This window comes from Pigmentiphaga litoralis (genome assembly GCF_013408655.1).
Classification (GTDB): domain Bacteria; phylum Pseudomonadota; class Gammaproteobacteria; order Burkholderiales; family Burkholderiaceae_B; genus Pigmentiphaga; species Pigmentiphaga litoralis_A.
Genome location: NZ_JACCBP010000001.1, coordinates 3,198,693 through 3,210,566, shown reverse-complemented (window position 1 = coordinate 3,210,566; position 11,874 = coordinate 3,198,693). Strand labels below are relative to the sequence as shown.

Here is an 11,874-nt window from a genome sequence, read left to right as displayed (position 1 = left end):
AGAAAAAAATACTTATGGCGGGCACGTCATGCGGCGGGCCGGCGCGCCACCATGTCGACTTCGATGAGCGCGCCGCGCGCCAGTCCGCTGACACCGATGCAGGTGCGCGCGGGCCGGCGGCCGGGTGCAAAGTAGCTGGCATAGACGGCGTTCATGGCGGCGTAATCGCGATCGAAGTGCAGCAGGTAGATTCGGACTGACACCACGTCCGTCAGCCCCAGGCCGCAACCGGTCAGCACGGTGTCGAGGTTGGCCATGACCTGGCGCGTCTGGGCCTCGATGCCGTCCGGATAGGCGGAGTCGTTGGCGCGGCCGGTGAACGGCATCTGCCCGGTAATGAAGACCCAGCCATCGGATTCGACGGCATGGCTGAAGGGCGCGACCGGATCGGGGGCGCCGGTGATCATGTGGAAGACGGTGGACATGCAGGCTCCGGAATCAGTAGCCGCGGCCGGCGTCGACCACATTGGTCAGCGGCAGGCCGTCGAGCAGGGCAAGGGCATTGCGGATCGCGATGCCCAGGGCATCGACGATATACCGGTCGGCGTCATCCGACGAACTGTGCGGGGTGATGATCAGATTGGGCGTGGACCACCACGGCGAATCCGGCGGCAACGGTTCCTGCTCGAACACATCGATGACGGCGCCCGACAGATGGCCGGCCGACAAGGCATCGCGCAGCGCACCGCCGTCGAGCACCCCGGCGCGCGCCACGTTGATCACGCTGGCGCCTGGCCGAAGCCGGGCAAGACGCGCTGCATCGATCAGGTGGTGCGTGGCGGGCGTCAGCGGCATGGCCAGCACCAGCAGGTCGGCCGCCGGCAGCACGCGGTCGAGCGCGTCGATGGCGTGCACTTCATCAGGCAGGCTCCCATCGGATTGCGCCTGCGTCGAGCCGCTGCGCGTGACGGCAACGACGCGCATGCCCAGGCTGCGCGCAGCGCGGCCGGCGGCCTGGCCCATGTCGCCGTAGCCGACGATCACCACGGTCTTGCCAGCGGCGCGGGGCGTAAAGACCTGCTGCCAGCGTGCCGCGCGTTGCCGGGTCACCATCTGCGGCAGGCGGCTGTTCAGCATCAGCAGCGCCATCAGCGCGTATTCCTGCGCCTTGGCGGCGTGGACCCCACTGCTGTTGGTGAAGCACGCGCCGTCGGGCAGCCAGTCGAGCGGGAGCATGCCGTCGATCCCCGCGCCCGTGGCGTGCACGCAGCGCAGCCGGGTCGCGTGCCGCCGCAGGTCGATCGCAGGCACACGCGCGCAGACCAGCATGTCGGTGTGAGGCAAGGCGTCTGCCAATCCGTCGCCGTCCCAGCCGATGCGGATGTCAAGCCGGTCCGCCGCGCCGGGGCATCCGGCCAGCGCGGTATCCACCGCGGCGGTCGTCATGTGAAAGACGGGATGCTTGCTCGACACATTGTCGAGATGAAGCCGAAAGCGGGGCGCGTCCGGCATGTCAGATCGGGATGACCAGCAGCGTGTCGATCTGGCTGGACTCGCAGATCACTTCGCGCCGCAGGAAACGCGGACCGGATTCAAGCAGGGTGATCACGTCTTCATAGCAGCCGCTGGAAAACAGCGTGCTTTCGCCGCTGCGCATGGTGCGCACCAGCACATACGAGGTTCGAGCGCGACAGGTGCCATCGGGCAGCCGCGCAATCCACGGCGATCCGGTCACGTGCCGGTAGCGATGCGGCTCGAACACGTTCACGCGGCGCAGTCCGCTGATGCGGTCGCGCATCATGGCCGCGCTGGTGCAGTACATCATGCCGAGCGGATGACCCTGGTCGCGGCTTTCGCGCGAACGGATCTGGTAGAAGCACTGCTCGGCAAAGAACGCAGGCCAGCGTTCGTACTCCCCGTCGTCGAGGGCGAAGGCATAGTCGCGAATCAAGGCTTCGACGGCCGCGCGCTCGTCGGGCGTCACCGGCGTGGTTGCCGGCAGGGTCAGGTCGGGTGCGCTAGACATGAAGCAACTCGCGATAGAACTTGTAGAAGCCGCGCACCGACGTTTCGGTGGCGCGATTGTCGGCCGTACCGACCCCGCGGCCCCCCATCTCGACCAGTGCATGGATGTCCGGATCGCCCGCCACGCCGCGCTGCACGAAGCCGCCGATGGCGCCGTCTTCCATCGATACGAAGCCGTGCGGGCCCACCAGGTTGCTTTGTTTGAGGCGGATCTCGGCCTGTTCGGGCGTGTCTTCTTCAAAGCCCAGCAAGGTCCAGATCAGTTCGCATTTGTCGACGCCGATCGGGTGGGTCTGGCGGGTGCCAATCGAATTCAGGATCTGCTGCAGCACGAAGCCCGGGAACAGGCTCTGGATCGAATTGGTGATCTGGTCCGGGAATTCGATCCACTGGTCGATCAGGGAAGGATCCTCCAGCCCGTAGTCGGTCTTCATGGCGCGCAGGGTGCCCGAACTGTATTCGGCGGATCCGACGTCGGTGTGCCGCTTGGCAAAGACCAGATGGTGCCGCGAGTCGGCATCGTGCTGCACGCCGCCATCGGCCGACAGTCGATTCAATTTGAAGGTAGCAAAGAAGCTATGCAGCAAGCTGGGATGATAGGTGTCCCGGCTGTTCTCGATATACAGCTTCCAGTTGTTCGGCATGATGTGCGAATAGCGCGCCAGCACCTTGAGCGTGCGGCCGCCCAGGGTGCGTTCCACGTGGTGCAGCATCTCGGGCCCCAGGTAGTCGCGCAGGGGGGCCACGCTGTCGCTGAAGGTGGCGAACACCAGTCCGTGCAGCACCTCGACCCGCAGCACGCGCAAGGTGACCTGGCTGCGGTCGAAGTCCTCGGGCATGCCGCCGCGCCCCTGGATGCCTTTTTCGAAGGCCACGCTCAGGCACTTGCCGTCCAGGTCGTAGATCCAGTTGTGATACGGACAGACCAGCCGCGCGTGGGCGCTGTGGCCTTGCGGCTCGTAGCAGATCAGCGAGCCCTTGTGCGCGCAGCGGTTGACCAGGGCGCGCACCGATCCATCGGCCGCACGCATCATGACCACCGGCGTATCGCCGATGCGAGAGGTCAGGAAGTCGCCTTCGCCGGGAATTTCGTGCGCCAGCCCCAGGTAGTTCCAGGTCGGTCCGCGGAACAGCAAGTCCTGCTCGTCGCGGTAGACCTGCGCATCGCTGTAGATGCGGACGGGGATGCGCGACAGGCCTTCCGATGGCCAGCGCAGCGGCTGGCGCAGCGTGACGGTTGCCGGGTCCGCGCTCATTTTATGGCCTTCGATTTTTGATAGGGCTCGGGCGCAAAGGCCGAGTCGGGCAGCGTGCCCTTGACCGCGCCCACGCTTTTGAAAATCTCGAACTCGCGCTTCAGGGTCGCGATGTCGGCGGGTTCCATGCTGACCATGTAGATGCCGTCCCACAGATTGGCGTAGTCCTTGGCGTTCGCCTCGGGCATGTTCGCGTACTTGACCAGCGCTTCGACCACGGCGGGTTTGTTCACCTTGCCGAACTCGTACGCCTTGCGCATGCCCACCACCAGCTTCACCGCGGCCTCGGGGTTCTTGTCCAGGAAGTCCTTGCGCACCAGCCCGACGCCCAGCACGGGCTTGGCATCGCTTTTGGTCAGCGTCTTCCATTCGGTTTCGGCGGATGCCAGCGTGCGCAGCTTGACGCCGGGCATCTGCGCGATGGTGACCGACCGGATCGCGGCCACATCGACGTCTTTCTGCACCAGGAACTGCGCAAGCCGTGGCTCGTTGCCGGGAACCGCTTCGTACGTGCCCGGCTTCATGCCGTGATTGCCATCCAGGATGGCGGCCGTGATGCCCGACGTGGCGCTGCCCGCCGGTGACATGCCGATCTTTTTGCCGCGCAGGTCGGCCATGGTCTTGATGGGCGAGTCTTCCAGCACGACGAAGCTCAGTTCCGCGATCTGGGTGGCCAGCATGATCTTGAGCGGCAGGCCGTCCGCCGTGACGCTCAGTGCGCCCCCGGCGCTGGCGCCCAGCGCAAAGTCGATCGCATTGCCGGCAATCGCCTTGGTGGGCGCGTTCACGTCAGGAAAGTGGACATACTCGACTTCCAGCCCTTCCTTCTCGAAGAACTTCTGCGCTTCCAGCACCGCGCCGAACCCCAGGCTGACGCCGCTGGTCCAGTAGCCGACCCGCACTTTTTGCGCGTGCGCGGGCGTCGATGCCAGGGCGAGCAGGGCCAGCGCCCCCATCCAATGAATGAAGCGGTGTGAAGTGCGCATACGTTCTCCCGGGGTGAGGGTGGGGGTGTCCTGGTCGGCAAGGCGTCAGGACTGGACAGGTCGTTTCCAGCGAAAGAGGTGGTTTTCCAGAGGCTTGAGGATCAGCAGTTCCAGCACGACCATCATGCTGACCAGCGTGACGGTCCAGGCGAATACCTGATCGGTCTGCACGAGGTCGGCCGCTTGCCGCAGGCGGTAGCCGATCCCGTTGCTCGACCCCAGGGTTTCGGCAATCAGGCTGACGCGCCAGCCGAAGCCGAACGCCAGCCGCGCGCCCGAAAAAAAGTAGGGCAGGATGCTGGGCATGTAGATCATGCGCAGCACCTTGGCGCGGGACATGCGGAAGGTCTTGGCCAGGTCGATGTATTCGGAGTTGACGGTCTGCGTGCCCTGCCAGACGTTGGTCAGCACCAGCGGCATGGCCGTCATGAACACCACGAAGATCGTGGTCGCGTTGGAAATGCCGAACCAGATGATCGCGAAGATGGCCCAGATGGCCGACGACACCGTGTTCATCACCGCCAAGACCGGCTCGAAAAAATCGGCCAGCGTCTTGTTGGAGCCCAGGACCATGCCGAGCACCGTGCCGACGATGGCGGCCAGCACGAAGCCCACCACCACGCGATACAGCGTGATCGACAGATCGGCAAAGAACATGCCGTTGGCGATCAGTGCGACAAAGGCATGCCACACCCGCAGCGGACTGGGCAGCACAAAGGGCTCGGTGCCCAGCGATGCCATGCCCCAGATCGCGATCACCATGAGCAGCAGGGCCAGTCGCTGAGCGACGCGGGTGGCCCGGCGATGATCGCGCTTGCGGGGGGCCGGCACATTTCGTTCGATCACTGAAGCCATGCCGGCCTTCCTTGTCAGATCAGCGGACGCAGTCGACGCACTTCGTCGCTGACGACCTGGCTGTTGGGATCGCGCGGACGCGCGAGCGGGACGGGCATGACCGAGCGGACACGGCCGGGGCGGGGCATCAACAGCACGACCTGGTCGGCCAGCACCACGGCTTCTTCGACGTCGTGGGTAACGAACACGATGGTCATGTCCATCATGCTCTTGATGCGCAAGAGTTCGTCATGCATCTGCGAACGGATCATCGGATCGAGCTTGGAAAATGGCTCGTCCATCAGCAAGAGGGTGGGGCGGGTGACCAGGCTGCGGGCCAGCGCCACGCGGCTGCGCATGCCGCCCGACAGTTCATGCGGAAAGGCGCTGGCGAATGGCGCCAGGCCCACCAGTTCCAGTGCCGCCATCGCCCGGTCGTTGCGCTCGCGTCTGGGCAGGGTCTCGGCTTCCAGCCCGAAGGCGGTGTTGTCGAGCGCCGTGCGCCAGGGCAGCAGCCGGTCTTCCTGGAACATGTAGCCGACCGACCGCCACGCCTTGTAGTCGGCCGCTGCCGTGCCGTGGATGAACACGCAGCCGCGGTCGGGTGTCAGCAGTCCCGACATGATGTTCAGGATCGTGCTCTTGCCGCAACCCGATGCGCCTACCAGTGCGACCACCGACTGTTCGGGCACGTCGATCGACACGTTCTGCAGGACCGTCAATGGCTCCTTGCCGCGGGTATCGAACCACTTGCTGACGCTTTGCAAGCGCACCGCCGGCGCGCCGGCAGGTAGCGTGTCGGCGCAGGCTGCAGCGGGGTCGTTCAGCGTGGCGGCCTGCGTCATGGTTGCGCGCTCCGCGTGCGGGTCGGCACGGGCACCGGCACATCGGCATGCGCGTCGCGCAGGCGTTGCATGACGCGGTCCAGCGTCATGTCGCGAAAGACCTCGATATGACGGCGCGCGATCTGTTCGGCGCGTTTGGCGTCACCCGTCACAAGCGCATCGATCAGCGCATTGTGATCATGGCGGATGTCGGGGCTGTCGCCGCGGGCGACGAACCCGAGCGCCACCAGCCGCGCCATCTCGTCCATCAGTCCGGTCAGGGATTTGTGCAGGCGCTGATTGCCCGATGCCTTGGCAATCGCCAGGTGAAATTCGCGGTTGGCGTCAAGAAAGAAACCGATGCGATTGCCGCTGTCGGTGGACGCGGTATTGCTGCGGCAGGCGTCTTCAAGACGTTGCAGATGGCTGCCCTCGACCTTGCCCGTGGCCAGCCGCGCGGCATAGGGCTCGAGCTGCAGGCGCAGCGCAAAGATCTCTTCGACGTCGTTCAAGGTGATGGGGATGACGGTGTAGCCGTGGCGCGGCATGGAGCGCACCAGCCCTTCCTGGATCAGGCGGACCAGCGCGATGCGGACACTGGCCTTGCCGGCCTCGAACATGTCCATGATGCCCGCTTCGGTCAGCGTGGCGCCCGGCAGGATCCGGCACGACAGGATGCTCTGGCGCAGGCGTTCGTACGCGACATCGGCCCGCCGCGAAGGATCAAGCGACGGTACCGCTGCGCTGGAATCCTGGATCTCCGACACGGGAAGGGCTGGCCTGGCTTTCGGCATAGAGCATCTCTCCAAATCCTGGTGAGCAGTCTACAGGCCGAAGTTTTGGATTGGCAAGATGAGATTGCGGCAGCGCAGCAGATCGCGGATCGCTACAGCCCCGCCACACCGCCCAACGCCCGCATGTCCGCCACCGCGTCGATCTGCATCGCCTCGGCATGGATGTCGGCGACGCGGTCATCCGGCCAGGCGCGTCGGGCGATGTCGAAGAACTTGGCTTGGTATTCCTGTGGATCCGCAGGGTTGGCGGGCTCGCCGCGGATCACGTCGGTGTGCCCGGACAGCACCGTGCCGTCCTTGAGCGTGATCACCACGTCGCACAATTGCTTGCCGGGGAACTGCGCGCTGTAGTTGTCATCCTCAACCATCTCGATCTTGGCGACCAGGCCGTGGATCGTGTCGTCAGCTGCAGCGGCGTCGTCGAAACATTCGAGGCCGTGGCTGCGATGCACGATCACGCTGGCGACCGCGAACGGGGTGGAAAAGCGCGTGGCAAACGCATTGCGGATGTCGCGGCGGTTGAGGAACGCAATGAATTTGAAGCCGCGGATGTGGATGTGCGCGATGTCGTCGGCGCGGGGCCAATGCGCGGGATCGCCGGTGGACGCCAGGGCCTGCCGCACGGCGTCGAGCGCGGCGTGGATGGGGCGGCCGCAGCCGTAGAGCTTGATGTAGCCATCGGCCAGCAGCCAGCGGGTGCCCAGGTCGCGCACGACGTCATCGGGCCGGAAGTTGTCGAACAGCACTTCGTTGCACGTGGGCGTGATGCCGTCGCGCGGACCGGTGAACCCGCTTTGCACGAGGCGCACCGCGGTCTGGCCCATGATCGCGCTGTGGGACGCATACCAGTTGCGCAGGGTGGCGCCGTCTTTCATGCTCTGGCGATTGCCGGCGATAGGGGACGAGCCGGCCAGGTTGATCAGTTCGCGCATCTCGGTCACGTCCAGGCCTTGCAGGCGCGCGGCGGCGACCGCGGCGCCGATGACGCCGTAGGTGCCGTGCGGGTGGATGCACATGCGCATGTCGCACGCCGCGCCGACGCGCGCGATGATCTCGTAGCCGATCGCGCAGGCCAGCAGAAAGTCGGCGCCCGAACTGCGCCGTTGCTGCGCCACCGCCAGCGCGGCGGGAATCACCTGGATGCCCGGATGGCCGTTGCTGGCCAGGTTGCCTTCGTCCAGTTCCAGCCAGCATCCGGCAGCGGCGTTCAGTGCGGCGGCGTCGATCGGATTGAGCCGCTGGCCGGTGCCCACGACACTCGCATGGCCCCCGGCGACGTCGTCCATTTGCCGTGCCAGCAGCGCGCGCATTTCCGGTTCCTGGTTGCCCGCAGCAAAGGCGCCAAGCGTGTCAGCGATGATGACGCGCAGGTGTTGCAGCGCGCGGGGATCGATGTCGGCCAGCGTGGTCGTGCAGGCAAAGTCTGCCAGGCGATCAAGGTAGTCGGAAGCAGGGGATTGGGGGTCAGTCACGGCGGGACACTCGCGGTGGGGCGCACAGGGTCGTGGCGGCTGCCATCAGACGGTGCGTGTTGTGGGGCGCGCTGCACCAAGCTGGACGCGGCCCGGCGCAGGAAAAGGTGCGGTTCAATATAAATATATTTTTATGTTGCGTACATATATTTCATTGAGAGATACTTTTCGCACTCTTCCGCTCAACCCCTTGCAGGACGTGCGCCGTGGCCTCTTTTCCTTCTCTTTCACTGGCGCGCGTCTGTCTGCCGCTGACCCTGTTGTCCGCTGCCCTGGCCGTCGTTCCGTCCGCCGCCATGGCGCAGAGTTTTCCCGACCGTCCGCTCAAACTGATCATTCCGTTCGGCGCGGGCAGCGCGGTCGATACCATCGGCCGAGTGGTCGCCGCGCAGGTGTCCGAACAGATCGGCCAGAGCATCGTGATCGACAACCGCACCGGCGCAAATGGCATCATCGCCGCCGAGATGGCCGCCCGTGCGCCCGCCGACGGCTACACACTGTTCATGCCGAACGACGGCATCATGGCCGCCAACCCGGCGCTGTACGCCAAGCTGCCCTATGACCCGCTCAAGGATTTCACGCCGGTCACGCTGACGTCCACGGTGCCGTTGGTGCTGGTCGAGAACCCGAACTTCAGTGCAAGAACCATTCCAGAAGTGATCGCGCTGGCCAAGTCCAAGCCGGGGTCGATCGACTACTCATCGACGGGATCGGGGTCGGCGCAGCACTTGGCGATGGAAATCTTCATCGATGCGGCCGGCATCAAAATGACCCATGTTCCGTACAAGGCGATGGCGCCTGCGATCTCCGATGTGGTGGCTGGCACCGTGCCGATGATGTTCTCGGGCATGTCGAACGTGATCGGTTTCGTGAAGGAAGGCAAGCTGCGGGTGCTGGGTGTCAGCACCCCCAAACGATCGGCCGCCGCGCCCGACTGGCCCACGATTGCCGAGGCCGGTCTGCCGGGCTACAGCTATGCCGCATGGAACGGCATCGTGGCGCCGTCGGCCACGCCGCCCGCGGTGGTGGCGCGGCTGCACACCGAATTTGCAAAGGCCATTGCCACGCCGGCCGTGCGGGACAAGCTGGCCAGCCTGGGCTTTGATCTCGTCGGATCCGGACCGGACGAGTTCGGCGCACTGATCAAGGCCGACGTGGCGCGGCTGGGCGCCCTGGTCAAGAAGGCCGGGATCCAGGCGAACTGAGATGACGACTGTTGCCACCCCCTCCGCCGCCACCCCCTCCGCCGCGCCTGGCATTCCCGTCGACTACCTGGATCAGCTCGCGCGCTTCGTGGGCCAGACCCGATATGAAGACATTCCCGAAGCCGTGCTGGCGCGCACGCGCGAGATCCTGGTCGACACCTTTCCCGTGATCGCCAGCGGCATGCGCACGCCGGAACTGATGGCGCTGTCCGACAAGCAGGTCAAGAGCGGATCGCCAGGACGATCGTGGGTGATCGGGCGCGGCGTCACGACCAATCGCTTCGATGCCGCCATGCTCAATGGCATTGCCGGCGCCTGGCTGGACTACGACGAAGGCAACTTTCTGGCGAACGGCCATCCGGGCATGCAGGTGATTCCGGCGGCCTTTGCGGTGGCGCAGGAACTGGGCCTGTCGGGCAAGGAATTGCTGGCCACGATCGCATTGGCCTACGAGGTGGTGGCCCGCATCGGCTGGGCGACCAAGGTCAAGCTGATCATCAATCCGCATGGCACCTTTGGCGTGGTGGGCGCCGCGCTGGCCACCGCCCGGTTGACGGGCATGCCGGCCAGCGATCTGCGGCAACTGGCCAGCCTGGCCGCGTCGTCGTGCATGGCGACCAACCGGCACACGATGCTGGATGGCGCGACCGTGCGCAACTGGTATGCGGGGCACAGCGGCATGATGGGCCAGATGGCGGCCCGTCTGGTCGAGTCTGGTTTCAGTGGCCCGTCGGACGGCGTGAACACCACGTTCAGCCTGGTGCTGGGGGACGGGTTTTCAAAGGAGACAGCCGTTGCCGGATTGGGCGAACGCTGGCTGCTGACTGAAGGCTATCTGAAGCTGTATCCCACGGCGCGCTATTCGCATTCCTGCATCGACGCGTTGTTCGATGCGCAGGCCAAGGCGCCCCGGCCCATCGATCCGGAAGAGGTCGATCATATTGAGGTGCGCGCCTATCGGCTGGCCGCCTACCTGACGACGCAGCGCCCCAAGGACTGGTTCGGCACGCGCTTTTCGTTGCCGTTCGCCGTGGCGACGCTGATGGTCGGCGGGCGCAATGGCCTGGATGCGTTTGGCGACGAGGCGGTGGCCGATCCCCGCATCGTGGCGCTGGCGGCTCGCGTCACCGTGGCCGAAGCGCCCGAATTCACGGCGCGCTATCCCGAAGAACAACGCGTCACGATCGCGATTCACTTGCGCGACGGCACGGTGGTCCATGGCGAATGCGTCATCACCAGTGGCGAGCCCGGCCGCCCGCACGCCGCCGCCGACCTGGAACGCAAATACCGGGACCTGGCGGAACCGCTGTGGGGCGCCGACCGCGCCGCGCAATTGCGCGAGGCATTGATGCATCTGGACGACTGCCCCGATGTGTCCGCGCTGGTGGATTTCTGCCCCTGACCGGGACGACGGTTTTTCGTCTGCTGCTTCCGCTTCGATCACTGCTGCTTCTACTGCTTCGATCACTGCTTCGTCTGCTCCCTCGACCCTCTTGCTTCCCACCCTTCGCCGCCCGACTGGAACCGCCATGAAAAGCCCCGTGATTGCCTTGCTGACGATGTCTGCCTGTCTGACGTCGACCGCCCTGTATGCCCAGCAGCCCGCGCCCGCGGCCTGGCCGACGCAACCGATCCGCCTGATCGTGTCGCAATCGGCCGGCGGCAGCATCGACATTGCCGCGCGCCTGATCGGGCAGAAGCTGTCGAATGCCATCGGCGCGGCCGTGGTCGTGGACAACAAGGCCGGCGCCAATGGCCTGATCGCGGGCGAAGCGGCGGCGCGCGCGACCGACGGCCATACCTTCCTGATGACATCGCCCAGCACACTGACGATCAACCAGCACGTCTACAAGTCGATGCCTTACGACACCGCGCGCGACTTCCGCCCGGTCACGCAGACGACGTCGATCGCCTTCCTGCTGGTCGTCAACGCGAATTCACCCTACAAGACCCTGGGCGACCTGATCGGCGCCGCCAAGGCCAAGCCCGGGTCGATCCGGTTTGCGTCGGCCGGCATCGGCAACCAGTCGCAATTGGCGGCCGAGTTGCTGGCAGGCGCGGCCAAAGCCGAAATGCAGCATGTGCCCTACAAGGGCGAAGCGCCGGCCATTGTCGACCTGATCGGCGGCCGGGTGGACTTCATTTTCGGCACGATGCCGGCGCTGTTGCCGCAAGTGCAGAGCGGCAAGCTGCGCACCCTGGTGGTGGGCCAGCCGACCCGATCCGCCGCGGTGCCCGATGTGCCGACGACCGCCGAAGCCGGGTTGCCGTCGGTCGTGGTGACCGGCTGGACCGGGATCGTGGCGCCGGCGTCGGTGCCCGCACCGGCGATTCAGCGCATGCATGACGAGGTCGTGAAGATCCTGGCCCAGCCGGATGTGCGCGAGACCCTGGTCAAGGCGGGCGCCGAACCGGTGGGCAGCACCCCCGCGCAATTTGGCGAGTTCATCCGCACCGAAACGGTCAAGTGGGGCGCCGCCGTCAAACAGGCAGGAATTACGCCCGAGTAGGCCGGAACCCGCACCCGAATGTGAGAAA

At 65.7% G+C, this 11,874-nt stretch carries 12 protein-coding genes; 3 read left to right on the top strand and 9 right to left on the bottom strand.

The window, feature by feature from the left end:
• Positions 1–26: 26 nt before the first annotated feature.
• The 9 genes from HD883_RS14525 to HD883_RS14485 form a co-directional block, all read right to left on the bottom strand.
• On the bottom strand, positions 27–425 hold the full coding sequence (locus HD883_RS14525) for a RidA family protein (RefSeq protein WP_179584240.1): 399 nt from the start codon (positions 423–425) through the stop codon (positions 27–29).
• 13 nt (positions 426–438) lie between these two features.
• Positions 439–1,386 (bottom strand): D-2-hydroxyacid dehydrogenase, encoded by a 948-nt coding sequence (locus HD883_RS14520; protein WP_179584242.1) that lies wholly within the window; start codon positions 1,384–1,386, stop codon positions 439–441.
• 67 nt (positions 1,387–1,453) lie between these two features.
• Entirely contained in the window at positions 1,454–1,966 is a 513-nt protein-coding gene (locus HD883_RS14515; protein WP_179584244.1) for an aromatic-ring-hydroxylating dioxygenase subunit beta, read from the bottom strand.
• Complete coding sequence (locus HD883_RS14510) at positions 1,959–3,221, bottom strand: aromatic ring-hydroxylating dioxygenase subunit alpha (RefSeq protein WP_179584251.1); 1,263 nt, start codon at positions 3,219–3,221, stop codon at positions 1,959–1,961. Before HD883_RS14510 ends, HD883_RS14515 begins: the two co-directional genes overlap by 8 nt.
• On the bottom strand, positions 3,218–4,207 hold the full coding sequence (locus tag HD883_RS14505) for an ABC transporter substrate-binding protein (protein ID WP_257022207.1): 990 nt from the start codon (positions 4,205–4,207) through the stop codon (positions 3,218–3,220). Before HD883_RS14505 ends, HD883_RS14510 begins: the two co-directional genes overlap by 4 nt.
• A 45-nt stretch (positions 4,208–4,252) precedes the next feature.
• Entirely contained in the window at positions 4,253–5,062 is an 810-nt protein-coding gene (locus HD883_RS14500; protein ID WP_179584253.1) for an ABC transporter permease, read from the bottom strand.
• A gap of 14 nt (positions 5,063–5,076) precedes the next feature.
• Positions 5,077–5,886: an ABC transporter ATP-binding protein gene (locus tag HD883_RS14495; RefSeq protein ID WP_179584255.1), complete on the bottom strand. Its 810-nt coding sequence runs from the start codon at positions 5,884–5,886 to the stop codon at positions 5,077–5,079.
• Complete coding sequence (locus tag HD883_RS14490; protein ID WP_179584257.1) at positions 5,883–6,659, bottom strand: GntR family transcriptional regulator; 777 nt, start codon at positions 6,657–6,659, stop codon at positions 5,883–5,885. The genes HD883_RS14495 and HD883_RS14490 overlap by 4 nt, the downstream gene beginning before the upstream one ends.
• A 92-nt stretch (positions 6,660–6,751) precedes the next feature.
• Positions 6,752–8,131 (bottom strand): MmgE/PrpD family protein, encoded by a 1,380-nt coding sequence (locus tag HD883_RS14485; protein ID WP_179584259.1) that lies wholly within the window; start codon positions 8,129–8,131, stop codon positions 6,752–6,754.
• A gap of 206 nt (positions 8,132–8,337) precedes the next feature.
• Here HD883_RS14485 and HD883_RS14480 point away from each other — a divergent pair, with 206 nt between their 5' ends.
• From HD883_RS14480 to HD883_RS14470, 3 genes are all read left to right on the top strand, one after another.
• Positions 8,338–9,336 carry a Bug family tripartite tricarboxylate transporter substrate binding protein gene (locus HD883_RS14480; protein ID WP_179584262.1) on the top strand — a complete coding sequence of 333 codons (999 nt, stop codon included), beginning with the start codon at positions 8,338–8,340 and terminating at the stop codon, positions 9,334–9,336.
• Between the two features lies 1 nt (position 9,337).
• On the top strand, positions 9,338–10,738 hold the full coding sequence (locus HD883_RS14475; protein ID WP_179584264.1) for an MmgE/PrpD family protein: 1,401 nt from the start codon (positions 9,338–9,340) through the stop codon (positions 10,736–10,738).
• Between the two features lie 127 nt (positions 10,739–10,865).
• Positions 10,866–11,846 carry a Bug family tripartite tricarboxylate transporter substrate binding protein gene (locus HD883_RS14470; protein ID WP_179584266.1) on the top strand — a complete coding sequence of 327 codons (981 nt, stop codon included), beginning with the start codon at positions 10,866–10,868 and terminating at the stop codon, positions 11,844–11,846.
• Positions 11,847–11,874: the final 28 nt, after the last annotated feature.